Here is a 23,922-nt window from a genome sequence, read left to right as displayed (position 1 = left end):
GCTGACGCGTCGCGCGGCTGAGCTCGGATAAGGATCAAGGAATACTCATGGATATCGAGATCAAATCGGTCAACAAGCACTTCGGCGCTTTCCAGGCCTTGCGCGATGTCAATCTGCACATCGACTCAGGCGAACTGGTCGCGCTGCTGGGGCCGTCCGGCTGCGGCAAGACCACCTTGCTGCGCATCATCGCGGGCCTGGAAACGCCGGACAGCGGCAGCATCTATTTCTCCGGCGAGGACAGCACGGACGTGCATGTGCGCGAGCGGCAGGTCGGCTTCGTATTCCAGCATTACGCGCTGTTCCGCCACATGACGGTGTTCGAGAACGTCGCGTTCGGTCTGCGCATCAAGCCGCGCGGCCAGCGCCCCAACGAGGCCGCCATCAAGGAAAAAGTGCATGCGCTGCTGGGCCTGGTGCAGCTGGACTGGCTGGCCGACCGCTACCCGGGGCAGCTGTCCGGCGGGCAGCGCCAGCGCATCGCGCTGGCCCGCGCGCTGGCGGTGGAGCCGCGCGTCCTGCTGCTGGACGAGCCTTTCGGCGCGCTGGACGCCAAGGTGCGCAAGGAGTTGCGCCGCTGGCTGCGCCGGCTGCACGATGAACTGCACGTGGCCAGCGTGTTCGTCACACACGACCAGGAAGAGGCCCTGGAAGTGGCCGACCGCGTCGTCGTGATGAACGCCGGCCACATCGAACAGGTGGGCACGCCGCGCGACGTGTGGGCGCACCCGGCCACGCCTTTCGTCTACGGCTTCCTGGGCGACGTCAACCAGATCGAGGGCTATGCCGCCGGCGGCCAGTGGCGGGCGAATGGCATCGCGCTGCCCGCGCCGGCTTTCGATGGCCTGGACGAACAACGTGCCGTGGCCTACGTGCGGCCGCATGAACTCGATATCGTGCCTTATGCGCCAACGGGCGAGGGTATCGCGGTCAAGCTGAACCATGCCTACCTGGCAGGTCCCAGCGCCTTCCTGGAGCTGCAGCGCGAGGACGGCGCCCTGCTGGAGGCGCAGTTGTCCGAAGACGACTACCACGGCCTGGATCTGCGCGAAGGCGCGATGCTGCTGGCGCGTCCGCGCCGGGGCCGCATCTTTCCCGCAGGCGCCTGAACCGCGCGCTTGCTCGAGTCTGTCCTTATCGCCATGACCCGTATCGCGTCCGCCTCCCATCCAGACATCGCCATCGCCACGCGCTGGTCCGAGCTGCTGCGCCAACTGGCCGACATCGCCGCGCGCTATCCCGATGCGGCGCTGGCTTCTTCCCTGGCGGCCGAGGACATGGTGCTGACGCATGCCATTCATACCAGCGGCCTGCCGATCGAGGTCTTCACGCTGGATACGGGGCGCCTGCATGCGCAGACCCTGGCCATGCTGGACGTCATCGAGCGCCGCTATGGCCGGCGGCCGACGGTGTACCGGCCGCGGCAAGAGACGGTCGAGGCGCATGTCGCGGCGCATGGCGCCTTCGCCTTCTATGAAAGCCGGGAACTGCGCCAGGCCTGCTGCCATATCCGCAAGGTGGAACCCCTGACGCGCGCGCTGGCGGGGCGGGGCGCCTGGATCACCGGCCAGCGGCGCGCCCAGGCGGCGACGCGCGGCAGCCTGGCCGAAGCGGAGCAGGATGCGGTTTTCGGCCTGTACAAGTTCAATCCCCTGGCGGCGTGGGAAGAAGCGGAGGTCTGGCACGCGATCCGCTTGCTGGATATTCCCTACAACCCGCTGCATGACCGCGGCTATCCCTCCATCGGCTGCGAGCCCTGCACGCGGGCCATCCGGCCCGGCGAAGACGTCCGAGCCGGGCGCTGGTGGTGGGAATCCTCCGACAGCAAGGAGTGCGGATTGCACGCGGGCAACGATGACGGCCACCGTGCCGGCCACCCAGTGGGCGGCCACGCCCGGGATGCCGCCGCCGCCAAGGCCTGACGCGCCGTTTTTCCCCGAAGCAAGCGAGACCGCCCATGTCTACCGTTCATACCCGCAGCCATCTGGATTGGCTGGAGTCCGAAGCAATTTTCATCATGCGCGAGGTCGCGGCTGAATGCGAGAAGCCGGTCCTGCTGTTCTCCGGCGGCAAGGATTCCTGCGTGCTGCTGCGCCTGGCGGAAAAGGCCTTCCGGCCGGCCCGGTTTCCCTTTCCCCTGATGCATATCGATACGGGGCACAACTTCCCCGAAGTCATCCAGTTCCGTGACGCCCGCGCAGCGGAATTGGGCGAACGGCTGGTCGTGCGCAGCGTGGAGGACTCGCTGGCGCGTGGTTCGGTGGTGCTGCGCAAGGAAACCGATTCACGCAATGCCGCCCAGGCGGTCACGCTGCTGGAAGCCATCGCCGAATTCGGCTTCGACGCCTGCATCGGCGGCGCGCGGCGCGACGAGGAAAAGGCGCGCGCCAAGGAACGCATCTTTTCCTTCCGCGACGAGTTTGGCCAGTGGGATCCCAAGAGCCAGCGCCCGGAAGTCTGGAGCCTGTACAACACGCGCGTGCACCGCGGCGAAAACATGCGGGTATTCCCGATCTCCAACTGGACCGAACTGGACGTGTGGCAGTACATCGCCCGCGAAGACCTGGCGCTGCCGTCGATCTACTACGCGCATCGGCGCGACGTGGTGCGGCGCCGCGGCCTGCTGGTGCCGGTCACACCCTCGACGCCGCCGCAGGCGGACGAACAGGTGGAAACCCTGTCGGTGCGGTTCCGCACCGTCGGCGATATCTCGTGCACCTGCCCGGTGGCCTCCGATGCCGCCGACAACCAGGCCATCATCGCCGAGACCGCGCTGAGCGACGTTACCGAACGCGGCGCCACGCGCATGGACGACCAGACCTCCGAGGCCTCCATGGAGCGCCGCAAGAAGGAAGGCTATTTCTGAAGCCGGCCGGGAGCACACAGCATGAATGCAATCAACGAATCCTTTCTTCCCTCGGGCGAGACGACTGTCATCCGCCTGATCACGGCCGGCTCGGTCGACGACGGCAAGTCCACCTTGATCGGCCGTCTGCTGTACGACAGCAAAAGCGTGTACGCGGATCAACTGGATGCCATCGCCCGCGCCAAGTACAAGCGGGTAGCCGGCGACGGCATCGATTTCGCGCTCCTGACGGACGGCCTGGAGGCCGAACGGGAACAGGGCATCACCATCGACGTGGCCTACCGCTACTTCGCCACGCCGCGCCGCAAGTTCATCGTCGCCGATGCGCCTGGCCACGAGCAGTACACCCGCAACATGGTCACGGGAGCCTCCACCGCTGACGTGGCGGTGATCCTGATCGACGCGACGCGCGCTGCCGACGGCACGCTGCTGCCGCAGACGAAACGGCACAGCGCCATCGCCCGCCTGCTCGGTATTCGGCACATCATCGTCGCGATCAACAAGATGGACCTGCTGGCCTGGGACCGTGCGGTGTTCGAGCGGATACGCGATGCCTACGCCGACCTGGCCCGTCGCATCGGCATCGCGGACTTCCAGGTGCTGCCCTTGTCGGCGCTGAACGGCGACAACGTCGTGGCGCCGTCCGCGCACACCCCTTGGTACGACGGCGCGCCGCTGCTGGATCTGCTGGAAGCGCTGGATCCCTCCGTCGACGGCGCCGATGCGCCCCTGCGGTTTCCCGTGCAGTGGGTGGTGCGCCACGGCGGCAACAGCGCCCACGATTTCCGCGGCTATGCGGGCCGGATCGCCAGCGGCACGCTGCGGCCGGGCGACGATGTCCTGGTGCAGCCGTCCGGCACGGCGGCCCGCGTGGTGCAAGTGCGCGCGCACGATCGCATCCTGTCCCGTGCACAGGCTGGGGATTCGGTCATCGTGGTGCTGGATCGCGATGTCGACGTATCGCGCGGCGATGTGCTGTCGCACGCCACGGCGCCGGCGCGAGTCGGCAAGGACTTGGAAGCTGAAGTGTGCTGGCTGGATACGCAGCCGCTGAATCCGGCGCGCAGGTATTGGCTGAAGCACGGCACGCGGCTCACCACCGCGAAGATCCGGGTCGTGACACGGCGCGATATCCATGAGCTGCGCGAGATCGACAGCGAGGTCGACACGCTTGCGATGAACGATATCGGCAAGGTGTTGATCGCCACGCGCGATCCGCTGTCGACGGACCGCTACGACGATGTCGCGGCCACCGGCGCATTCATCCTGATCGACGAATCGACGCATCAGACGGCGGCGGCCGGCATGCTGCGCTGAACCCCCGCGAATCGGGCGGGGGCGGAGCGCGCTTTTACCATGGCATCGCCCGCAAAGCCTTATTTCATGCGGGTTTTGCGACAAAGCCACAGTCCCGGAAATTGGCCCCAGCGGCCGCCGGACTTGGGGTAAAGTTGGACGTCGCCAAAAAAACGGCGGCAGGTTCTTGCCAGAAGTACTGTATGGATGTACAGTATCTACATGGCACGTACCGATCATTCCGTTTTTGCCGGTTCTGGGTCCCCGGCTGCCGCCCCCGCCGCCTTGCGCGGTCGGGGTGCGGTTACTAATGTTCGGCATCGTTTCCAGCAGGATGAACGAAGCGCCGTGGATCCGGCGGACGAGCCGGCACTGGCCGAATCCGTCCCCTTCATTCTATCCGCTTCTTCCGTCGCTGGACACTCTCCCGGTGCCCGGTATCCCACGTATCCGCTGCAGCAGGCGCAGGACGACACCGACGCCCGCCGCGTCGGGACCACCACGGTCGCCGTGGAGCAGGCGCGCAAGCTGTTGTCGCGCAACGATTCCCCGGACGTCCCGTTCGATCGTGCCGTGAACACCTACCGTGGCTGCGAACACGGCTGCGCCTATTGCTATGCCCGTCCGACCCACGCCTACCTGGGCTACTCCCCGGGGCTGGATTTCGAAACCCGGCTCGTCGCGAAAGCCAACGCCGTGGACGCCCTGCGGGCGGAACTGGCTCACCCGGGATATCAGGTGGAGCCCATCAATATCGGGTCGGCCACCGATGTCTACCAGCCCATCGAACGTACCTGGCGCCTGACGCGGGGCGTCATCGAATTACTGCTGGAAACGGGCCACCCCCTGACCATCGTCACCAAGAATGCCCTGATCGAACGCGACCTGGATCTGCTGCAGGCGCTGGCGCGGCGCAATCTGGCGGCGGTCTACATCAGCATTACCTCTTTGGATGCCGACGTCTCGCGCACCCTGGAGCCTCGTGCATCCGCCCCCTGGCGGCGCCTTCAGGCGGTACGCAAGCTGGCGGATGCTGGCATTCCCGTGGGGGTGCTGGCAGCGCCTGTCATCCCCTTCATCACCGACGAGTTCCTCGAACGCATCATCGACGAGGCCGCCCAGGCGGGCGCCTATTACGCCAGCTACACCGTGGTCCGGCTGCCTTGGGAAGTCAGGCCTGTTTTCGAGGAATGGCTGCAGGCGCATTTTCCCGACCGCGCCGAACGCGTCCTGCACCGCATCGAAGACATGCGAGAAGGCAAGCGCAACGACCCGCGCTTCGGCACGCGGATGCGGGGCACCGGCATCTGGGCCGACCTGCTGCGGCAGCGTTTCGACATAGCGGTACGCAAGGCCGGACTGAACCGGCAGCGCCTGCAACTGGATACCAAGCAGTTTATTGCTCCGGCCCTTTTTTCGTCTTCGACGAGGCCGGATCTTGCACATGGACCTGCGCCCGCGAGGCAGCTGGGTCTATTCGACTAAGTCTGTCTCCCAAGGAGCGCCCGCATGAATCTCGCCGCCGAATCGCAATTCCCAAGCAAATGGCCGTTCCCGCCCGCGCCGCCAGCACGCCGGGCGTGGGCTCGGGTCCTGACGCCTTTGCTGTCGCCTTTCCGCCATGGCCGGCGGTACACCCAGGGGGGCGGGGGATTCGCCGCCACCCAGCCCGCCAGCACCGCCAACACCGGTATGGCGGACCAAGCCTTGGTCAGCGCGCCGGCGGGTGCCGCCGTGGGTTCCATCGCCTCCGCGGCTGTATTCGCCGCGGACAGGGACGTAACCGTGCGGCAGATGGTGGTGGATATCCTGCTGGTGGCCATGTGGGGCGCCATGATTCCGGCCCTGATGTGGCTGGGGGCGGCCGCTGGATTCTGACGTCAGGGCTGCCTACCTGGGGGCTGTTTACCTAAGCCCCTGATTTCATGTAGAATGCTGGGTTTGCCAAACGTCATCCTCTGCATGCGGCGCAGGTTTCATCATAACAATCGCATGGCATGATGATTTCGGAGTTCTCATGAACCTTATCGCTATCCTGGAACAGGAAGAAATCAAGCGCCTGACCGCCGACAAGACGATGCCGTCTTTCGCGCCCGGCGACACCGTGGTCGTCAGCGTCAACGTTGTCGAAGGTACGCGCAAGCGTGTGCAGGCTTTCGAAGGCGTGGTCATCGCCAAGCGCAACCGCGGCCTGAATTCGGCCTTCATCGTGCGCAAGATTTCGTCGGGCCAGGCCGTGGAACGTACATTCCAGCTGTATTCGCCGCAGATCGCCTCCATCGAGGTGAAGCGCCGCGGTGACGTTCGCCGTGCCAAGCTGTACTATCTCCGCGATCGTTCGGGCAAGTCCGCTCGTATCAAGGAAAAGCTGGTCAGCCGTCAGGCTGCCGCGCAATCGGCCCAGGCTGCCGAGGGCGCCGCGTCCTGATCGCGATGACGGGTACCGCCAGTCGGTCCCGCGTCAGCAAAGGCACCCCCAGCGGGTGCCTTTTTGTTTTTTCGTCCATTCCGCGCCTTCCTCATGCCTGACCAGCCTCCTTCGTCGCGTCCGCGTCGTCCCATCATCCGACCCGCCTTTGACGCGGCGGTCCAGCCCTGGGTTGCCGCCAACGAAGGCTTGCGCGCCGTGCCGCCGGAGGCGCTGGCCGTGGACGAGCTGCGCCGCGTGCTGCAGCATCCGGCAGGCTTGCCGGTGCAACTGCCCTTGAACGGCGACCTGCGCTATCCCGGGCGTGAAGGGCCGCCCGTGCTGGCGGCGGTGCTGATCCCGCTGGTGATGCGGGAAGAGGGCGTGACGGTCATGCTGACACAGCGCACCGCCCATCTGCATGATCACGCCGGCCAGATCAGTTTCCCAGGCGGACGGATCGAGGATACCGATCCGAACCCGATCGCCGCGGCCTTGCGCGAGACGCAGGAAGAAACGGGCCTGGGGGCGGAGTGGGTAGAGGTGCTGGGCACGATGCCGGCCTATCTGACCGCGACGGGGTTTTCCATCACGCCGGCCGTCGCGCTGGTGCGGCCGGGCTTCCAACTGGTACCGGACGCTTTCGAGGTCGCGGAGATCTTCGAAGTCCCGCTGTCCTTCATCACGGACCCGGCCAACCACCGCCTGCATCGGGTCGAGCTGCCGGACGGGCGTGTGCGGCGCTACTACTCGATGCCCTGGGGCAAGTACTTCATCTGGGGCGCCACGGCGGCGATGCTGCGCAACCTGTATCACATGCTGTGCGATCCCACCGCACGCGATACCGTGCCTGAATAGCCGATTACCCCTCACTAGCGTGGCAGGCGTCTTCAATAGCGCTGTGCCGCGGCGTTTTCCTGCAGGATGCGCGTGTACAGCGCGTGGCGAGCGGCATCGATATGCTTGTCCGCCAGGGCTTGCAGCACGCCGCAACCCGGTTCGTGCTGATGCGTGCAGTTGTAGAAGCGGCATTGCGCCGCGTAGGCGGCGAATTCGGGAAAACCTCGCTCGATCTCTTCGCGGGACAGGTGTTGCAGGCCGAATGCCTGGAAGCCCGGGGAATCGATCAGGTCGCCGCCGTCGGGTAAATGGTAAAGCCGCGTGCTGGTGGTCGTGTGCCGGCCCATGTCCAGGGCAGTGGAATGTTCCCGCGTGGCGGCGTTGGCCCCCGGGATCAGGTCGTTGAGCAGCGTCGATTTACCCATGCCGCTCTGGCCCAGCAGCAAGCTCACATGTCCCTTCATGTGCGCGAACAGCGTCCGGCGCGTGGCCTGCGTATCCAGGGCACTGACTTCGAGCACCGGCACCCCCAGGCGCGCCAGCGGTGCCAGCCGCGCCCGCGCTTCGTCCAGGCCCTGCCGCAGGTCTATCTTGTTCAGCACGATCAGCGGCGTGATGCCGACGCTCCAGGCGCCCGCCAGGGCGCGGCCGACCAGGTCGTCCGCGAACGTCGGGACCACGGCCACCACGATGAACAGCCGATCGACATTGGCGGCGAACTGCTTGGTACGCATGTCGTCCGAGCGGTACAGCAGATTGCTGCGGGGCAGGATCTGCTCGATGACGCCCTCGTCGCGGCCCTGCGGTGCGACGTGCACGCGATCGCCCACCGCCGCGCCGCCTTTCTTGCCGCGCGGGAAACACTGCCACAAGGCGCCGTCGGCCATTTCCACCAGATAGTGGCGGCCGTGGGCTGCCACGATACGGCCATCCAGCAGCGCGGCCGGATGTTCGCCGCCCGGGCCGTCGTGGTCCTGGCTATCTGCCGTCTCCAGGCCCTTGGCCTTGGGCTTGTCCGCCGGCGTGGCGGATGCGACTTCCTGGCGTCCGAGTCGCGCGGGGCGGTTGTGGCGGCTCATCGAGCGGCCGCGCCCAGGTGCCGGATGCGGACCGCCGCCGGCGGATGGCTATCGTAGAACGCGGAATGGAGAGGGTCCGGCGTCAGGGTGGCCGCGTTGTCGTCATACAGCTTGACCAGCGCCGATACCAGTTGCTGGGCCGAGCTTTGACGGGCCGCGTAGTCGTCCGCCTGGAATTCATCACGCCGCGAATACCAGCTGGCGATGGGCGTGAACAGAAAGGTGAATACCGGTACGGCCAGGAAGAACAACAGCAGCGCCATTGCGTCGTTGCGGCCATCCAGGCGGGGCAGGACGCCCAGTTGCTCGTAGAACCATGGCTGGCGTGCCAGCCAGCCCAGCAGCGCGAAAAAGCCCAGTGCGACGGCGAAGCTGACCGCGATGCGGCGCGCGATGTGGCGGCGGGCGAAGTGCCCGAGCTCATGCGCCAGCACCGCTTCGATCTCGTCGCCGTTCAGCCGGGACAGCAGCGTGTCGAAGAACACGATGCGCCGCGATTTGCCGAAGCCCGTGAAATACGCGTTGCCATGGCCGGAGCGCCGCGATCCGTCCATGACGAACAGGCCATTGATGGCGAAGCCGCAGCGCTGCACCAGCTGCCGGATGCGATTGGACAGGTCCTGGTCCGCCAGCGGCGTGAATTTGTTGAACAAGGGCGCGATGACCATGGGAAACAGCAGCAGTGTCAACAAGCTGAAGCCGACCCACACGCCCCAGGCCCAGATCCACCACAGCGAGCCCGCCTTGCCCATCAGCCACAGGATGGCGGCGATCAGGGGCAAGCCGATCACGGCGGTAAGGGCGATGCCTTTGAGCATGTCCGAAATGAAGAGGGCGGGCGTCATGCGGTTGAAACCGAAACGGGCTTCGAGCCGGAATTGGCGCCAAACGGTGAAGGGCAGCTCCAGCGCCCCCAGCAGCAGGCCGGTCAGGACGAGCAGCAGCATCTGGTGCAGGAAGTCATTGTCGGTGAGGCGCGCGGCGAAGAGGTCGATGGCCTGCAGCCCCCCCAGCAGGGTAAGGGCGACCAGCACCGCGGCGTCGAACACGCGTTCCACCATGCCCAGCCGAACGCGGGCGACCGTGTAGTCGGCCGCGCGCTGGTGGCTGGCCAGGCCGATACGATTGGCGAATTCGTCGGGCACGCGGTCCCGGTGACGGGTGACATGGCGGATTTGCCGCGTGGACAGCCAGAGCCTGATGCCGATATCGACCAGCAGGAGTGCAACGAACAACAGTGTCAGCATGGAGGGTCCGGCTCGGGAAACCGATATGAGAAAATCGGATTTTCAAAAGGCAAATTATATGGCTCTGAACGAGAACCGCCTGGTCTGGCTCGACATGGAGATGACCGGCCTGGATCCTGAAAAAGAACGCATCATCGAAGTGGCGGTGGTTGTCACCGAGCCCGACCTGACCATCGTCGCCGAAGGCCCGGCGCTGGCCATCCACCAGCCTGACAGCCTGCTGGACGCGATGGACAACTGGAACAAGTCCACCCATGGCAAAAGCGGGCTCATCGACAAGGTCAAGGCATCCACCCTTAGCGAAGCCCAGGCCGAAGACATCCTGATCGCCTTCCTGTCGCAGCATGTGCCGGCCGGCAAGTCGCCCCTGTGCGGCAATACCATCAGCCAGGACCGACGCTTCATGTTCCGCTACATGCCGCGGCTGGAGCAATTCTTCCATTACCGCAACCTGGATGTCAGCACCTTGAAGGAACTGGCCCGCCGCTGGCGGCCAGACGTCTACAAGAGCTTCGAAAAAAAGAGCCGGCACGAAGCCCTGGCCGACATCCACGACTCCATCGATGAACTCAAGCACTATCGGGAGCATTTCCTGAAGGTTTGACGCCGGCTACCTTCCTCCGAAGCGCTGCAGCGCCTCGGCCGCCAGCGGCCGGTAGTGCGCGTCGCCGTGTCCGGCGACGGCTTGCAGATGCGTTTCGGACGCGTCGAACACAGCCCAGTACAGCCGCCGGCACAGCGCACGCGCCGGATGGCCCGGCCAGTCCGGCGGCAGCATGTCGGCTGGCAGCCGCGGGTCATGCAGGACGATGCGCCGCCACCGATGCAGCAGCAGCATGCGGGCGGCGAACGCCGCGGCGGGCGGCGGTGCGCCACGGTTTTCCGCCCTGTCGGCGTCCAGCGTTTTCTCCAGCGGCGCGAACTGGTGTGTGAACGCACGGTATTGGTCCGCCAGGTCGGCCAGATTCCAGCATTGTGACGCCAGCGCCGCCAGGGGCAGGGCCCCCACGCCGGGCAAGTCCCGAGCGGCCAGCACCACGGCCTTGTCCGGTATGCCCAGCGATTCGAGGATGCCGCCGGCGGCATCTGGGTGCGCGCGCGGGTGGGCAAACACGCCTGGGGCGACCATGCCATAGCCTTCCCATTCCAGGGCGCGCCGCAGTTCAGTGCGCTCGGCCAGTCCGTTGCCGTTCATGCGGGGGATGATCACCAGCGTCCATTCGCCATTCCAGGGCGGTTCGGCGGCCTGGTAGATGCGTTGGCCGGCATGCCCCGTATTGCGCGCGCCCTGCGGCGACAGCCGGTACAGGCTGCGGCGGCCGTGCCGTTCGGCTTGCAGCCAACCCTCGGCCACCAGGCGGAACACGCTGGTGCGCAGCAGGCGTTCGTTGATGCCCAGCGGCAGCAGCAAGGCGATCAGGTCGCCCAGCCAGATCGCCCCGCCATGCGGTTCCATGGCGTCGCCCAGCAGGCTGACGCACAGCGATTTCGCCCTCGGCGGGTCGGCCTTGATCAGCCGGGCGGTAAGGCGTTCCAGCGCGGACGCGGCAGGGGCCATGGGGATGAAGGGATGATCCTGCATGGATGACGGGGACATGATACATAAATCAAATGTGATACAGAAATACGTTTGACAGAGAAATTTCTGTATTAAATAATCGTCTCATCGCCATGACGCCGTGAAGCGTCAGGCAGGAGACAACCATCATGGATGCGCACGCGCCAGAACCTGGGCACCTCGAAACGGCCTTCGACGCCGATCCGGCGGAGGTCGCATTCCAGCGGCGCATCGATGCCGGGGTGCGCATCGAACCGCGCGACGCGATGCCGGACGCCTATCGCAGGACGCTGGTCCGCCAGATTTCGCAGCACGCCCATTCCGAAATCGTGGGCATGCTGCCGGAGGGCAACTGGATATCCCGCGCGCCGACGCTCAAGCGCAAGGCCATCCTGCTGGCCAAGGTGCAGGATGAATGCGGGCACGGCCTGTACCTATACAGCGCCGCGGAAACCCTCGGCACGTCGCGCGACGCGATGATCGAGGACTTGCACACCGGTAAGGCCAAGTATTCCAGCATCTTCAATTACCCCACGCTGACCTGGGCCGATATCGGCATGATCGGCTGGCTGGTGGACGGCTCGGCGATCATCAACCAGATTCCCCTGTGCCGCTGTTCCTATGGCCCCTATGCCCGCGCGATGGTACGCATCTGCAAGGAGGAATCCTTCCACCAGCGCCAGGGCTATGACCTGCTGATCCAGATGTGCCTGCATGGCACGCCCGAACAGAAGGCGATGTGCCAGGATGCGCTGGATCGCTGGTGGTGGCCCGCCTTGATGATGTTCGGGCCGCCCGACGCCGAATCGCCGAACAGCGCGCGTTCCACGCGCTGGCGGATCAAGCTGTTTTCCAATGACGAGCTGCGCCAGAAGATGGTCGACCAGACGGTGCCGCAGGCGGACTACCTGGGGTTGCGGATCCCAGACGCGGCCCTGCGCTGGAATGCGGAGCGCGGGCACTACGATTTCGGTGAAATCGACTGGGCGGAATTCCGCGCCGTGCTGGACGGCCACGGGCCCTGCAACCGCGAACGCCTGCAGGCGCGCGTGCGGGCCCACGAAGAGGGCGCATGGGTGCGTGAGGCCATGGCCGCCCATGCCGAAAAACAGCGCCAGCGCAAGGCCGCCTGAATCCGGGCCTGGCACGGCGGCGAACAGGGAGACCGCATGGACGAGAAGCACTGGCCTCTTTGGGAGGTCTTCATCCGAGGCCAGCATGGCCTGGCGCACAAGCACGTCGGCAGCCTGCACGCGCCCGACGCCGAAATGGCCTTGTTGAATGCGCGGGACGTCTACACGCGTCGCAACGAAGGCATGAGCATTTGGGTGGTGCGCGCGGCCGATATCGTGGCCAGCGACCCGGCCGACAAGGACGCGTTGTTCGATCCCGCCCGCGGCAAGGTCTACCGTCATCCGACCTTCTTCCCGATGCCGGACGAAGTCAAACACATGTAGGAGCCGCGATGGACCGCTGCCTGTTCGATTTCGCGCTGCGCATGGGTGATACGACGCTGATCCTGTCGCAGCGGCTGTCCGCCTGGTGCGGCCACGGCCCCATCCTGGAAGAAGACCTGGCGCTGACGAATACGGCGCTGGATCTGCTGGGCCAGGCGCGGCTGTGGCTGACGCTGGCGGCCGAGGCCGAAGGCGCCCGCCGCGACGAAGACCAGCTTGCCTACCTGCGCGATGCGCACGAGTTCCGCAATGCGCTGCTGGTGGAAAGGCCTAACGGCAACTATGCCGACACGATGGCGCGGCAGTTCTTCTTCGATGCCTGGCATTACTTCCTGCTGGACCGGCTGGCCGCATCTTCCGAGCCGCGCGTCGCGGCCATCGCGCAAAAGGCCGTCAAGGAAGCGGCTTACCACGCCCGCCGTTCCGCCGATATCGTCGTGCGCCTGGGTGATGGAACGCCGGAAAGCCACGCCCGCATGCAGGCGGCGGTGGACGACGCGTGGCCCTATACCGGGGAGCTTTTCGTGGACGACCCGGTCGACGTCGAAGCAGCCCGGCGCGGTATCGCCTGTCCGCTGGCCGGCTTGCGCCCGCCCTGGCTCGCGCAGGTGCGCGCAGTGCTGGATGAGGCGACCCTGGACGTGCCCGACGAATCCCTGGCCCACCACGCTGCCTATCGCGGCGGCCGGCAAGGGCGGCACACCGAGGCGCTGGGACCGCTGCTGGCCGAGATGCAGTTTCTGCAACGCGCTTATCCGGGGGCGACATGGTAGCGCCCGGCCGCCTGGAGGAGCCGGCGCTGCCTACGCGCCTGCCACCGGAACGTATCGCGCGCTGGCTGCACGCCGTGCGGGATCCCGAGCTGCCCACGCTGTCCGTCATGGACCTGGGCATCGTGCGCGACATCGCCTGGGAAGGTCCACCTGCCGCGCCCGTCTGCGTGGTCACGATCACGCCCACCTATTCGGGATGCCCCGCGATGCGGGAAATCACCCAGGATATCGAAGGGGTGCTGCGCGGGCATGGCATCGGTGCCATCGCGGTGCGCACGCGGCTGGCGCCGGCCTGGACCACGGACTGGCTGTCGGAACGCGGCAGGCAGGCCTTGCTGGCCGAAGGCATCGCGCCGCCCGTGGAACGCGCCATCGACGTGTCCGGCATCGCGCGCCGCGCCGCGCCAGCGGTGGCCTGTCCGCATTGTGGCTCGGCGGATACGCGCGTGCTCAGCGGCTTCGGCGCCACGTCCTGCCGCGCCCTGTACCGCTGCAATGCCTGCCGCGAACCCTTCGACTACTTCAAATCCCATTGACGACGCGAGCGCCATGGCCAGTTCGTTTCACCCGCTTAAGGTTGTCGACGTGGCGCGCGATACGCGCGATGCGGTCGTGCTGACCTTTGATCTGCCGCCGGCGCTGGCACGGCAGTTCGCATTCCGTCCTGGCCAGTACCTGACCTTGCGCACGCACGTGGGCGCCGAGGAATTGCGGCGCTCCTATTCGATCTGCTCCTCGCCGGACGAAGGTGCCTTGAAGGTAGCGATCAAGCGGGTGGACGACGGCGCGTTTTCCAGCTGGGCCAATCGCGAGCTGCGCCCCGGCGCCATGCTGGACGTGATGCCGCCGGACGGCGAGTTCACCATCGAGTTCGCCCCCGGGCAGGCGCGGCATTTCGTCGCGTTCGCCGTCGGCAGCGGCATCACGCCGGTGTATTCGCTGATCAAGGCGGCGCTGGCCACCGAGCCCGACTGCCGCGTCACGCTGTTCTACGGCAATCGGGCCTCGTCGTCGGTGCTGTTTCGCGAGGCACTGGAAGACCTCAAGAACCGTTACATGGCGCGCTTTTCGCTGTGCCACGTCATGAGCCGCGAGACCCAGGACGTCGAGCTCTTCAATGGGCGCCTGGACGGTGCCAAGGTGCGGGCCCTGCTGACGCAGTGGCTGCGGGTGCGGGACATCGATTACGTGTTCCTGTGCGGACCGCAGACCATGATCGAGGACGTCGTTCCCACCCTGGAGGCCCTGGGCGTGCCGCGCGCGCGCATCAAGTTCGAGTTGTTCGGCGCGCCCCGCGCCGTTCCCGGCCCCCGGTCCCGCGGCGCCGCGGCAGGCCAGGCGCAGTGCCGCGTCACCGTGGTGCAGGACGGGCATCGCCGCAGCTTTACCATCGACAAGAACCGCGACAGCGTGCTGGACGCCGCGCTGGCGCAGGGCATCGAGCTGCCGTACTCCTGCAAGGGGGGCGTCTGCTCCACTTGCCGATGCAAGGTCGTGGAGGGCGAAGTCGACATGGACGCGAATTTCGCCCTGGAAGACTACGAAGTCGCTCGCGGCTTCATATTGAGTTGCCAAAGCTATCCCGTCAGCGACACGCTGGTACTGGATTTCGACCAGGAAACCTGAGCGGCCCGCGGCCGCTCATCGAGGAGACAATCGTGACCGTGGATTTTTTCGAACGACATCGCGAGCTGCTGGACCGGGCCGTCCGCGCCAGCGCGACGCGTGAGTACTGGAGCCCTTACCCGGAGTCGCCCAGCCCGCGCAATTACGGCGAAACGGCCGGCGAAGCGGGCCGCGCCGCCTTCGAGGCGCTGCGCGGCGGCGATTTCCCGATGCAGGTGGCGGGGGCCGACCGCATGGCGGGCGGCGAGCGTTCCCCGTTCGGCTTCGATCTGCACATCACTTATCCGCGCCTGTCGCCGCAAGCAGCGGTGGCTGCCTCGGCGCGCGCGCTGGCCGGCTGGCGCCGCGCCGGCCCCCGCGCGTGGGTCGGCGTATCGCTGGAAATCCTGCAACGGCTGAACCGCGCCAGTTTCGAGATCGCCCATGCCGTGCAGCATACGACCGGCCAGGGCTACCTGATGGCCTTCCAGGCCGGCGGACCGCACGCGCAGGATCGCGGCCTGGAAGCCGTGGCTTATGCCTGGCAGGAAATGGCCCGCATCCCCGAGCAGATCGTCTGGGAAAAGCCCCAGGGCAAGCAGGATCCGGTGCGCATGGAGAAGCACTACACCGTGGTTCCGCGCGGCGTCGCCCTGGTGATCGGCTGTTCGACCTTTCCCACCTGGAATGGCTATCCCGGGCTGTTCGCCAGCCTGGCAACCGGCAATACGGTGATCGTCAAGCCGCATCCCACGGCCATCCTGCCATTGGCCATTACCGTGCGCATCGCGCGCGAAGTGCTGGGCGAAGCCGGCTACGATCCCGACGTGGTGCTGCTCGTTCCGCATGCCGCGGGCGACGAGACGGCGCAGGCGCTGGCCACCCATCCGCAGGTCAAGATCGTCGATTTCACGGGCAGTAAGGCGAACGGCGAATGGCTGGAGCAGCATGCGCGGCAGGCGCAGGTCTACACCGAAAAGTCCGGCGTCAACACGGTCATCGTCGATTCCGTCGACGACCTGAAGGCCGCGGCGCGCAACCTGGCGTTTTCACTCACGCTCTACAGCGGCCAGATGTGCACCGCGCCGCAGAACATCTACGTGCCCCGTGACGGCATTCGCACGGCGCAGGGCCACGCGAGCTTCGACGAGGTGGCGGATGCCATTGCCGCCGCGCTGCAGGCCATGACGGCGGACGAGGCCAAGGCGGCCGACCTGCTGGGCGGCATCCAGAGCGAGGCCACGCTGGCGCGCATCGAAGAAGCACGGGGCCTGGGCATGCCGGAGTTGGCGCAAAGCCGCGCCATCACGCATCCGCAATTCGACGGCGCGCGTATCCGCACGCCGCTCTTGCTGCGGGCGCAGGCGGGCCATCCCGCCATCGCGCGCGAATGGTTCGGCCCGGTGGCTTTCGTCGTCGAAACGGACAGCACCGCGCACAGCATCGGGCTGGCGCGCGATAGCGCGCACGAAAACGGCGCGCTGACGCTGTCGGCCTACACCACCGATGCACAGGTCGCGCGCGCGGTCCGCGATGCGGCGGAGGACGCCGGCGTTTCGCTGTCGCTTAATCTTACGGGTGGCATATTCGTCAACCAATCGGCGGCATTCAGCGATTTCCACGGCACCGGCGCCAATCCCGCGGCCAATGCATCGCTGTGTGACAGCGCCTACGTGGCAAACCGCTTCCGCGTCGTGCAGGCCCGCTGGCACATCTGATACCGCGAATCCAAGGAACGTCCGCATCATGACGACATCGTACGAAGACATCCGGTTCTCGCTGCAGGACGGCATAGCCCGCCTGACCCTGAACCGCCCCGACAAGCTGAACAGCTTCACCGCGCGCATGCATGGCGAAGTGGCACAGGCCCTGGACCAAGTGCAAGGCGCATCCGCCCGCGTGCTGCTGATCACCGGTGCGGGCAGGGGATTCTGCGCCGGGCAGGACCTGAGCGAACGCCGTCCCGCGCCTGGCGCGGCCCCGGTCGACCTGGGCGAGACCGTCGAAAAATACTACGCGCCGCTGGTGCGTCGGCTGCACGCCCTGCCGCTGCCCGTGGTCGTGGGGGTGAACGGTGTCGCCGCGGGGGCCGGTGCCAACCTCGCGCTGGCGGGCGATATCGTCATCGCCAAGGAATCGGCCAGCTTCATTGAAGCGTTCTGCCGGTTGGGGCTGATCCCGGATACGGGCGGCACCTATGTGCTGCCGCGGCTGGCCGGACGGGCGCGTGCCATGGGCATGGCTATGCTGGGCGAACGAATCACGGCGCGCCAGGCGGAACAGTGGGGCCTGATCTGGCAATGCGTGCCGGACGACGCGTTCGACGACACCCTGGAGCGCCTGTGCCGGCATTTCTCCGCGGCGCCGACCAAGGGCCTGGCCTATACCAAGCGCGCCTTGCATGCCAGCCTGGACCACACCCTGGACGAACAGCTGGCGCTGGAGGTGCAGATGATGCGCGAACTCGGCCGCAGCGAGGACTACGCGGAAGGCGTGGCGGCCTTCCTGGAAAAACGTGAGCCGCGCTTCCAGGGGCGATGATGAACGATGACGCGTCCCTGTTGTCCGGCGATCCCGCCGCGCTGGCCCGCACGGTGGCGCATGCCATGTACGCCGCCGATGCCGCCAGCCAGGCGCTGGGCATGCGCCTGGACGATATCGGCCCCGGCCACGCCACGCTTACCATGCCGGTCCGGGGCGACATGCTGAACGGGCACCGCACCTGCCACGGCGGGTTCATTTTTTCGCTGGCGGACAGCGCTTTCGCCTTTGCCTGCAATTCGCGCAACGCCAGCACGGTCGCCTCGGGCTGCACCATCGACTTCCTGGCGCCCGCGCGTGAAGGCGACGTGCTGACGGCCACGGCGCGCGAGCGGTCGCTGGCCGGCCGCACCGGCGTGTATGACGTGATCGTGAACAACCAGGATGGCCAGGCGGTCGCGCTGTTCCGCGGCCGATCGTATCGCATCAAGGGGCAGATCGTCGGCGACTGACGCGCCGGCGGCAGGACGGCGCGGACGGCCGGGCCCGGCCGCGCGGCATAAAGCGAACGGAGACATCATCATGGCCACGCTCAGCAAGCCGGGACTTGATCCCATCGAACACGCCAGCCGCGACGAGATCGAGGCGCTGCAGCTGCACCGCCTGCAATGGACGCTGGCGCACGCCTATGAGCACGTCCCGCACTACCGGCAGGCCTTCGATGCCGCAGGCGTGCATCCGGCCGACTTGAAGCAGCTGGCGGACCTGGCGAAGTTTCCCTTCACGACCAAGCAGGACTTGCGCGCCAACTATCCCTTCGGCATGTTCGCCGTACCGCGCGAGCAGGTTGCGCGCGTGCACGCCTCCAGCGGAACGACGGGCAAGCCCACCGTGGTCGGCTATACGCGCGAAGACCTGGACAACTGGGCGGGGCTGGTGGCGCGGTCCATCCGGGCCTCGGGCGGGCGGCCCGGCGACATCGTCCATGTGGCGTATGGCTATGGTTTGTTCACGGGCGGCCTGGGCGCGCACTACGGCGCGGAACGCCTGGGCTGCACGGTCGTTCCCATGTCCGGTGGACAGACGGAAAAGCAGGTGCAGCTGATCCAGGACTTCCGTCCGGACATCATCATGGTCACGCCCTCCTACTTCTGCAACATCCTGGAGGAGATGGACCGGCAAGGGATGGATCCCCGGGAATCGTCCCTGCGCATCGGCATCTTCGGCGCCGAACCCTGGACGGGACGGCTGCGCGAGGAGCTCGAAGGGCGCGCGGGCATCGACGCGGTGGACATCTACGGGCTGTCCGAAGTCATGGGGCCTGGCGTGGCCAACGAATGCGTCGAAACCAAGGACGGGCCGGTCATATGGGAAGACCATTTCTATCCGGAAGTCGTCGATCCCGATACCGGCCTGCCCGTCGCCGACGGCGAGCCGGGCGAGCTGGTGTTCACCTCGCTGACCAAGCAGGCCATGCCGGTCGTCCGCTATCGCACGCGCGACCTGACGCGTCTGCTGCCGCCCACCGCGCGCAGCATGCGCCGCATGGACAAGATCACCGGTCGCAGCGACGACATGCTGATCGTGCGCGGCGTGAACCTGTTCCCCACGCAGGTGGAGGAGCTGGTGCTGAAAACCGGCCAGCTGGCGCCGCATTACCAATTGGTGCTGACACGCAGCGGCGCGCTGGATGAACTGGAAATCCTGGCCGAACCCAGGTCCGAACTGGAAGGCATGGCCGAGGCCGAACGCGCCGCGCTGGCCGTGCAGCTCGCGCATGCCGTCAAGGCGCATATCGGCGTCAGCGCCGCGGTACGGGTGCTTGAGTGCGGGCAGGTGGAAAGGACCCTGACCGGCAAGGCCCGGCGCGTGGTGGACAAGCGGCCGAAGTAACGGCGCGCCGTTTCAGCGCGCCGCCGCCGTGCCCGCCAGGCTGCGCCGCACGATGTGCCGGTACCAGACATGCAGCAGCGCGGCGGAAAGTCCCAGGCCGCACATCGCCATGAACCACATGGAGCCGGCACCCACGGGCGAGCCCGGCAGCAGCAGCGTCCGCAGGGTGTCCAGATGGCCGCGTGCCGGTCCGAAGCCGAACAGCCAGCCGCCGCCCAGGCCGAAGAGGCCCAGCGCGGCCACCTGCAGCACCAGCGGCACCACGGCCACCTTGTACGCCCGCAGCAGATAGGAATTGATGCACTGCATGGCGTCGCACAGGTGGAACAGGGGGATGACCTGCAACAGCGTGGCGGCCACCGCGGCGACTTGCGCATTGTCGGTATAGGCGCGCAGGATCAGCGGCTTGCCGGTCCACAGCACGCAGGCCGTGAAGGCCGCGCCCAGCAGGCCCAGGGCCAGTCCCGCCATGCCCGTACGGTGGGCGAGCATGGGTCGGCCGGCGCCGATGGCCTGGGCGGTCAGCGAGGCGCTCGCGATCCCGATCGCCATGGGCATCATGTAGCACAGCGCGGCCAGGTTGGACATGATCTGGTGCCCGCCGATCACGAAGGTGCCTTCGCGCGCGACCAGCAGCGCCATGAACGTGAAGGCGCACACTTCCACCAGGTAGGAGCCCCCCATGGGCAGGCCCAGGCGCAGCAATTCCTTCTGGGCGGCCCAGTCCGGGCGCCCGACACGCAGCTTGAAGCGCGCGTAGTATTTGTCGTGGCTGACGATCCACAATCCGGCGCCCAGGCTCATCCACGACACGACGGCCGACGACAGGCCGGCGCCGGTGGCGCCCATGGCGGGCAGCCCGAGCTTGCCGTAGATGAACAGCCAATTGAGCAGCGCCTTGAACAGCACCGCGATCAGGTTGATGCCCATGACCAGCTTGGGACGCGACACGGCGGTGCCCAGCGCATAGATGGTGCGGAACACCAGCGCCGCCGGCAGCGCCAGCGTCAGCGCCTGTAGATAGCTGGCCACGCGGGCGCGCACGTCCGGCGCGACGTTGCCCGACATCGACAGCCATGCGTCGGGAAACAGCATCAGCGCCCCACCGATCACGGACAGGCCGATGGCCAGCCATACCCCCTGTCCCCACATCGCGCCGACATCGCCCATGCGCCCCCCGCCGAACTGCTGGGCCAGGATCGGAATGAGCGCGTGGATGACGCCCATCAAGCCGACGAAAACCGTGATGTAGACCGAGGCCGACAGCGACATGGCGGCTAGGTCGTCCGGGCTGGCGTGGCCGGTCATGGCGGTATCGAGCACGCCGAAGGCGATACCGGCCCACTGGCTGATCAGCACCGGCCAGGCCTGGCGCGCGATGGCGCGCACGGAGGCCCCGAAGGGGACTTCAGCGGACAGCGTCTGCGTCATCGCGCCGGCGTGGGGGGGACGCGCAGCAGGCGGAAGACTTCGCTGCGGTCGGACAGGCGCCCGCCTTGCCACAGCACGTCCGCGCCATCGCTGTAGGCGGCGGTGCCGTCCCGCAGGCTGCTGCGCGAGGTTTGCTGCAGGATCAGCGTGCAGCGGTTGTCATAGGGGAAATTTAGGTCGTCGAAGACGAGGAAGGATGCGCGCTGGCCATTGCCCAGGCCCAGGCCGCGCACGCATTCGCCGGGGCGCACGTTGTGCGCCAGCACCTCCGCCAGTTCCGCCGAGACCTTGCGGTAGCTGCGCGCGTAGTCCACCGGGGGCTGCCACAGCAGCACCAGCAGGATCCAGGTGGCGGCCAGTCCCGCGGCCGACATGACGGTTCCGCGCCACAGCGCGGTCGGCCGCACGCGCAGGCGCCACGCCACCAGCCCGATCCAGCTCACGCTGACCGCCAAGGCCAGCGCCACGGCGATCCAGGAGATCTCCGGCACGTAGCCGGTGGTCTGGCGCTGGATGTTGCGCGCGATCTTGGCGGGGAAGCCGAAATTCAGCGCCACCCATCCCAGCCACACCGTGGCGGCGGTCAGGGAAAAACACATGACGGCGAACCAGTCCAGCGTATTGACCACGGCGCGCCGCAGCGTCGGCAGGGAGAACGCGGCCAGGCAGGCGCACGGCACGGCCAGCAGGATGAACTCCGCGTCGGAGGGCTCGTCGGTGAAGGCGATGAGGACCACGGGGCACACCAGCATGGCCAGCGGCAGCCAGACATGCGGCGCGTAGCGCCACGCGCGCCAGCGCCACAGCGCCAGCAGGGCGAAGGGCCAGGTGGGCCACAGATACCAGGGCAGGTCGCGCAGCGTTCGCAGCAGGTCGCCAACTTCCGGCAGCGCGTAATTGTCGATATTCCAGAGCTTCCAGTTGCGGATCCAGTACTCGCTCGACAAGGTGGCCGGTATCCACCACGCCAGTATGATGGCCACGCACAGGGCGGCGGACAAGGCCCCCCAGCGCCGCCGTGTCCACAGAATGCTCTTGGGATGGAAGGCCAGCAGGCTGCCCAGCATGATCGGTATGGCGCCTACCCAGCCGCGTACCAGGAAGCTGGCGGCCAGGGCCACGCCCAGGCTGATCGCGCCCAGGCGAGGGCGGTCCAGCATGCGCGCCAGTGAATAGAAGACGGCGGCCTGCGCGGCCATGATGGCCGGAATCTCGGATGTCTCATGGACACGCTGCAGTATGCCCACCGTCGCCAGCAGCAGCAGCAGCGCCGCGTCGGCCAGCATCCGTCCGTAGTCCCGCACCGTCGGCTCGCCGCCGAAGGGCAGGGCAAGGGGCTGGGCTTCGGGGCGGCGGCCCAGCAGATAGGTGCCATACCACAGCGAAGCGGTGGTAATGAAGAACCACAGCAGATTAGGCAGCCGGCCCGCGGTGATGTCACCCAGGATCGGGCCGAACAGCCACATCGACGCGGCGCCCACCCAGGTGATGAGCGGTCCTTCCTCGGCATGCGCCAGGTGGCCCACTTGCGGCAACAGCCAGGCATGGCCCCCATCGCGCACCGCCGTCAGCATCGTCGCCAGCCCCACCACGTCGTCCGTTTTCCACGGATCGCGCATGAAGAGTCCGAAGGCGATGTAGGCGATCGCCAGCCCCAGCAAGGGCAGCCGGGGCAGCTTGACGGTCGCCGGCGCGGTCAGCCGGGCAGGGGTAGTGCGGGATAGGGGGGACACGGGGCGTACTGTACCGGATAGAGGACCGTCGTTTTTTGTCTGGGAATGAGGGAGAGTAAAGAAAAAAGCAAAAACCCGCCCTCACGCTGCGTCGCCAGGCCGCCTTGTCCGCAAAAAAAAGCAGCCCGCAGGCTGCTTTTTCTGGTGCGTGCGCTTGCCGGCGATCAGGACGCCGACTTGGCGACACCCGTGGTGCGGGCGAAACGGGCGCGGAATTTCTCCACACGGCCGGTTTCGACGATACGGGTTTGCGCGCCCGTATAGAACGGATGCGATTGGGACGTCACGTCGCACTTGAAGAGCGGGTACGTCTTGCCGTCCAGGTCGATGGTTTCACGCGTGTTGATGGTGGAACCGATGATGAACTTGTCGCCCGTCTGGACGTCCATGAACACCACTTGGCGGTATTCAGGATGGGTATTCTGTTTCATGGCTTTTCCTAAGAATGCGGGTCGCCGGTGGACTTCACGCTGCCACCACGTATCCAGAGAGAACTCGGCATTCTAGCCCGATCGCTGCCCGGCCGCAAGTCGTTACGATGGCTCGAGCCTGGGCCCGGCCCCGCCGCGGTGGCATTACATCCGGCCCTGTTCCGCCATCGACAGCGCGGCGCCGCCGGCGATGATCAGGTGATCCAGCAGCCGTACGTCGACCAGCGCCAGGGCTTGGCGCAGGTGTCGCGTCAAGCGTTCGTCGGCCTCGCTGGGCAGGGCGAGCCCCGATGGATGGTTGTGCGCCAGGATCAGGGCCGCGGCGTGATGCCGCAAGGCGTCGCGCACGACTTCGCGCGGGTAGACCGACGCCTGGGACAGCGTACCCCGGGCGACTTCTCCCGTCGCGATCAGGCGCAGGCGGTTGTCCAGGTAGAGGGCGATGCAGTGCTCGATGTCGTGATGCCCCAGCAGGGCCACGCAATACTGCTTGACCCGGTCGGGTTGATCCAGCGCGCAGCTTTCCGCCAGCTCTTCCCGCATGGCCCGGCGCGCCAGTTCCAGGATGCTGGACAATTGGCAGACCTTGGCGCTGCCCAGGCCGTGCACCCGGCCCAGCGCGTCCGCGCCGGCGCCGAACAGCCCCCGCAGCCCGCCGAAATGGGCCAGGATGTCATGCGCCAGGGCGATCACCGGCCGTCCCGGCGTGCCGGTGCGCAGCAGCAGCGCCAGCAGTTCGGCGTCGGTCAGGACGGCGGCGCCGTGGCGCAGCAGCCGTTCGCGGGGACGTTCCGTATCCGGCAGGGCGTGGGTAGGGGCAAGCAT

General features: G+C 66.9%; 25 protein-coding genes. 18 read left to right on the top strand and 7 right to left on the bottom strand.

Going from position 1 to position 23,922, the window contains the following annotated elements:
• The first annotated feature begins 47 nt into the window (after positions 1-47).
• The 8 genes from AKI39_RS17055 to AKI39_RS17020 all read left to right on the top strand — a co-directional run bounded on the left by AKI39_RS17055 (position 48) and on the right by AKI39_RS17020 (position 7,427).
• Positions 48-1,109: a sulfate/molybdate ABC transporter ATP-binding protein gene (locus AKI39_RS17055; RefSeq protein WP_066638603.1), complete on the top strand. Its 1,062-nt coding sequence runs from the start codon at positions 48-50 to the stop codon at positions 1,107-1,109.
• A gap of 33 nt (positions 1,110-1,142) precedes the next feature.
• Entirely contained in the window at positions 1,143-1,922 is a 780-nt protein-coding gene (locus AKI39_RS17050) for a phosphoadenylyl-sulfate reductase (protein WP_083228897.1), read from the top strand.
• Positions 1,923-1,957: 35 nt separating this feature from the next.
• A complete protein-coding gene (gene cysD, locus AKI39_RS17045; RefSeq protein WP_066638600.1) occupies positions 1,958-2,866 on the top strand; it encodes a sulfate adenylyltransferase subunit CysD in 909 nt (302 codons plus the stop codon).
• 21 nt (positions 2,867-2,887) lie between these two features.
• Complete coding sequence (locus AKI39_RS17040) at positions 2,888-4,183, top strand: sulfate adenylyltransferase subunit 1 (RefSeq protein WP_066638598.1); 1,296 nt, start codon at positions 2,888-2,890, stop codon at positions 4,181-4,183.
• Positions 4,184-4,384: 201 nt separating this feature from the next.
• A complete protein-coding gene (locus AKI39_RS17035) occupies positions 4,385-5,647 on the top strand; it encodes a PA0069 family radical SAM protein (RefSeq protein ID WP_083229126.1) in 1,263 nt (420 codons plus the stop codon).
• 24 nt (positions 5,648-5,671) lie between these two features.
• Positions 5,672-6,040, top strand: a complete 369-nt coding sequence (locus tag AKI39_RS17030; protein ID WP_066638597.1) for a hypothetical protein — start codon at positions 5,672-5,674, stop codon at positions 6,038-6,040.
• Positions 6,041-6,179: 139 nt separating this feature from the next.
• Positions 6,180-6,590, top strand: a complete 411-nt coding sequence (gene rplS / locus AKI39_RS17025) for a 50S ribosomal protein L19 (protein WP_066638592.1) — start codon at positions 6,180-6,182, stop codon at positions 6,588-6,590.
• Positions 6,591-6,683: 93 nt separating this feature from the next.
• Positions 6,684-7,427: a CoA pyrophosphatase gene (locus tag AKI39_RS17020; RefSeq protein ID WP_066643219.1), complete on the top strand. Its 744-nt coding sequence runs from the start codon at positions 6,684-6,686 to the stop codon at positions 7,425-7,427.
• A gap of 32 nt (positions 7,428-7,459) precedes the next feature.
• Here AKI39_RS17020 and rsgA read toward each other — a convergent pair whose 3' ends face one another.
• Both rsgA and AKI39_RS17010 read right to left on the bottom strand, forming a co-directional pair.
• Positions 7,460-8,296 carry a ribosome small subunit-dependent GTPase A gene (gene rsgA / locus AKI39_RS17015; protein ID WP_066643216.1) on the bottom strand — a complete coding sequence of 279 codons (837 nt, stop codon included), beginning with the start codon at positions 8,294-8,296 and terminating at the stop codon, positions 7,460-7,462.
• Positions 8,297-8,484: 188 nt separating this feature from the next.
• Positions 8,485-9,735: a M48 family metallopeptidase gene (locus tag AKI39_RS17010; RefSeq protein ID WP_066638587.1), complete on the bottom strand. Its 1,251-nt coding sequence runs from the start codon at positions 9,733-9,735 to the stop codon at positions 8,485-8,487.
• Positions 9,736-9,793: 58 nt separating this feature from the next.
• Between AKI39_RS17010 and orn the strand changes: the two genes are divergently transcribed.
• Positions 9,794-10,339, top strand: a complete 546-nt coding sequence (gene orn / locus AKI39_RS17005) for an oligoribonuclease (protein ID WP_066638584.1) — start codon at positions 9,794-9,796, stop codon at positions 10,337-10,339.
• 6 nt (positions 10,340-10,345) lie between these two features.
• Here the strand turns inward: orn and paaX are convergent, their stop codons facing one another.
• The gene (gene paaX, locus AKI39_RS17000; protein WP_066643212.1) at positions 10,346-11,293 is read right to left on the bottom strand and encodes a phenylacetic acid degradation operon negative regulatory protein PaaX; all 948 of its coding nucleotides are present in this window, start codon (positions 11,291-11,293) and stop codon (positions 10,346-10,348) included.
• A gap of 149 nt (positions 11,294-11,442) precedes the next feature.
• Between paaX and paaA the strand changes: the two genes are divergently transcribed.
• From paaA to paaK, 9 genes are all read left to right on the top strand, one after another.
• On the top strand, positions 11,443-12,426 hold the full coding sequence (paaA, locus tag AKI39_RS16995; RefSeq protein ID WP_066638583.1) for a 1,2-phenylacetyl-CoA epoxidase subunit PaaA: 984 nt from the start codon (positions 11,443-11,445) through the stop codon (positions 12,424-12,426).
• 36 nt (positions 12,427-12,462) lie between these two features.
• Positions 12,463-12,750, top strand: a complete 288-nt coding sequence (paaB, locus tag AKI39_RS16990) for a 1,2-phenylacetyl-CoA epoxidase subunit PaaB (RefSeq protein WP_066638578.1) — start codon at positions 12,463-12,465, stop codon at positions 12,748-12,750.
• 8 nt (positions 12,751-12,758) lie between these two features.
• Positions 12,759-13,523, top strand: coding sequence for a 1,2-phenylacetyl-CoA epoxidase subunit PaaC (paaC, locus tag AKI39_RS16985; protein ID WP_066638512.1), 765 nt, complete (start codon positions 12,759-12,761; stop codon positions 13,521-13,523).
• Complete coding sequence (gene paaD / locus AKI39_RS16980) at positions 13,517-14,059, top strand: 1,2-phenylacetyl-CoA epoxidase subunit PaaD (protein ID WP_066638509.1); 543 nt, start codon at positions 13,517-13,519, stop codon at positions 14,057-14,059. The genes paaC and paaD overlap by 7 nt, the downstream gene beginning before the upstream one ends.
• Before the next feature lie 13 nt (positions 14,060-14,072).
• Entirely contained in the window at positions 14,073-15,149 is a 1,077-nt protein-coding gene (paaE, locus tag AKI39_RS16975; protein ID WP_066638506.1) for a 1,2-phenylacetyl-CoA epoxidase subunit PaaE, read from the top strand.
• 32 nt (positions 15,150-15,181) lie between these two features.
• Positions 15,182-16,846 carry a phenylacetic acid degradation protein PaaN gene (gene paaN / locus AKI39_RS16970; protein WP_066638503.1) on the top strand — a complete coding sequence of 555 codons (1,665 nt, stop codon included), beginning with the start codon at positions 15,182-15,184 and terminating at the stop codon, positions 16,844-16,846.
• A gap of 28 nt (positions 16,847-16,874) precedes the next feature.
• Entirely contained in the window at positions 16,875-17,669 is a 795-nt protein-coding gene (gene paaG, locus AKI39_RS16965) for a 2-(1,2-epoxy-1,2-dihydrophenyl)acetyl-CoA isomerase PaaG (protein ID WP_066638498.1), read from the top strand.
• A complete protein-coding gene (paaI, locus tag AKI39_RS16960; RefSeq protein ID WP_066638495.1) occupies positions 17,669-18,121 on the top strand; it encodes a hydroxyphenylacetyl-CoA thioesterase PaaI in 453 nt (150 codons plus the stop codon). Before paaG ends, paaI begins: the two co-directional genes overlap by 1 nt.
• A gap of 67 nt (positions 18,122-18,188) precedes the next feature.
• A complete protein-coding gene (paaK, locus tag AKI39_RS16955) occupies positions 18,189-19,502 on the top strand; it encodes a phenylacetate--CoA ligase PaaK (protein WP_145925438.1) in 1,314 nt (437 codons plus the stop codon).
• A gap of 12 nt (positions 19,503-19,514) precedes the next feature.
• Here the strand turns inward: paaK and AKI39_RS16950 are convergent, their stop codons facing one another.
• The 4 genes from AKI39_RS16950 to radC form a co-directional block, all read right to left on the bottom strand.
• Positions 19,515-20,933 (bottom strand): MATE family efflux transporter, encoded by a 1,419-nt coding sequence (locus AKI39_RS16950; protein WP_066638492.1) that lies wholly within the window; start codon positions 20,931-20,933, stop codon positions 19,515-19,517.
• The gene (locus tag AKI39_RS16945) at positions 20,930-22,666 is read right to left on the bottom strand and encodes an ArnT family glycosyltransferase (protein ID WP_066638489.1); all 1,737 of its coding nucleotides are present in this window, start codon (positions 22,664-22,666) and stop codon (positions 20,930-20,932) included. The genes AKI39_RS16950 and AKI39_RS16945 overlap by 4 nt, the downstream gene beginning before the upstream one ends.
• Positions 22,667-22,830: 164 nt before the next feature.
• On the bottom strand, positions 22,831-23,097 hold the full coding sequence (locus tag AKI39_RS16940) for a type B 50S ribosomal protein L31 (RefSeq protein WP_066638487.1): 267 nt from the start codon (positions 23,095-23,097) through the stop codon (positions 22,831-22,833).
• A gap of 144 nt (positions 23,098-23,241) precedes the next feature.
• Entirely contained in the window at positions 23,242-23,922 is a 681-nt protein-coding gene (gene radC / locus AKI39_RS16935; RefSeq protein ID WP_066638483.1) for a RadC family protein, read from the bottom strand.

Origin of the sequence: Bordetella sp. H567 (assembly GCF_001704295.1) — a bacterium.
Lineage (GTDB): Bacteria > Pseudomonadota > Gammaproteobacteria > Burkholderiales > Burkholderiaceae_B > Bordetella_C.
The sequence above is the reverse complement of the archived record's forward strand: the minus strand, read 5'-3'. Positions and strand labels throughout refer to the sequence as shown.

Coding starts and splice junctions, on each gene's coding strand:
- rsgA (WP_066643216.1), bottom strand. CDS start 8,296: ATGGCCGACGGCGCCTTGTGGCAGTGTTTCCCGCGCGGCAAGAAAGGC.
- AKI39_RS17010 (WP_066638587.1), bottom strand. CDS start 9,735: ATGCTGACACTGTTGTTCGTTGCACTCCTGCTGGTCGATATCGGCATC.
- orn (WP_066638584.1), top strand. CDS start 9,794: ATGGCTCTGAACGAGAACCGCCTGGTCTGGCTCGACATGGAGATGACC.
- AKI39_RS16940 (WP_066638487.1), bottom strand. CDS start 23,097: ATGAAACAGAATACCCATCCTGAATACCGCCAAGTGGTGTTCATGGAC.
- AKI39_RS17055 (WP_066638603.1), top strand. CDS start 48: ATGGATATCGAGATCAAATCGGTCAACAAGCACTTCGGCGCTTTCCAG.
- paaB (WP_066638578.1), top strand. CDS start 12,463: ATGGACGAGAAGCACTGGCCTCTTTGGGAGGTCTTCATCCGAGGCCAG.
- AKI39_RS17035 (WP_083229126.1), top strand. CDS start 4,385: ATGGCACGTACCGATCATTCCGTTTTTGCCGGTTCTGGGTCCCCGGCT.
- paaD (WP_066638509.1), top strand. CDS start 13,517: ATGGTAGCGCCCGGCCGCCTGGAGGAGCCGGCGCTGCCTACGCGCCTG.
- paaX (WP_066643212.1), bottom strand. CDS start 11,293: ATGGCCCCTGCCGCGTCCGCGCTGGAACGCCTTACCGCCCGGCTGATC.
- paaI (WP_066638495.1), top strand. CDS start 17,669: ATGAACGATGACGCGTCCCTGTTGTCCGGCGATCCCGCCGCGCTGGCC.
- cysD (WP_066638600.1), top strand. CDS start 1,958: ATGTCTACCGTTCATACCCGCAGCCATCTGGATTGGCTGGAGTCCGAA.
- rplS (WP_066638592.1), top strand. CDS start 6,180: ATGAACCTTATCGCTATCCTGGAACAGGAAGAAATCAAGCGCCTGACC.
- AKI39_RS16950 (WP_066638492.1), bottom strand. CDS start 20,933: ATGACGCAGACGCTGTCCGCTGAAGTCCCCTTCGGGGCCTCCGTGCGC.
- paaE (WP_066638506.1), top strand. CDS start 14,073: ATGGCCAGTTCGTTTCACCCGCTTAAGGTTGTCGACGTGGCGCGCGAT.
- radC (WP_066638483.1), bottom strand. CDS start 23,922: ATGCTTGCCCCTACCCACGCCCTGCCGGATACGGAACGTCCCCGCGAA.
- paaA (WP_066638583.1), top strand. CDS start 11,443: ATGGATGCGCACGCGCCAGAACCTGGGCACCTCGAAACGGCCTTCGAC.
- AKI39_RS17050 (WP_083228897.1), top strand. CDS start 1,143: ATGACCCGTATCGCGTCCGCCTCCCATCCAGACATCGCCATCGCCACG.
- paaC (WP_066638512.1), top strand. CDS start 12,759: ATGGACCGCTGCCTGTTCGATTTCGCGCTGCGCATGGGTGATACGACG.
- paaG (WP_066638498.1), top strand. CDS start 16,875: ATGACGACATCGTACGAAGACATCCGGTTCTCGCTGCAGGACGGCATA.
- AKI39_RS17040 (WP_066638598.1), top strand. CDS start 2,888: ATGAATGCAATCAACGAATCCTTTCTTCCCTCGGGCGAGACGACTGTC.
- AKI39_RS17030 (WP_066638597.1), top strand. CDS start 5,672: ATGAATCTCGCCGCCGAATCGCAATTCCCAAGCAAATGGCCGTTCCCG.
- AKI39_RS17020 (WP_066643219.1), top strand. CDS start 6,684: ATGCCTGACCAGCCTCCTTCGTCGCGTCCGCGTCGTCCCATCATCCGA.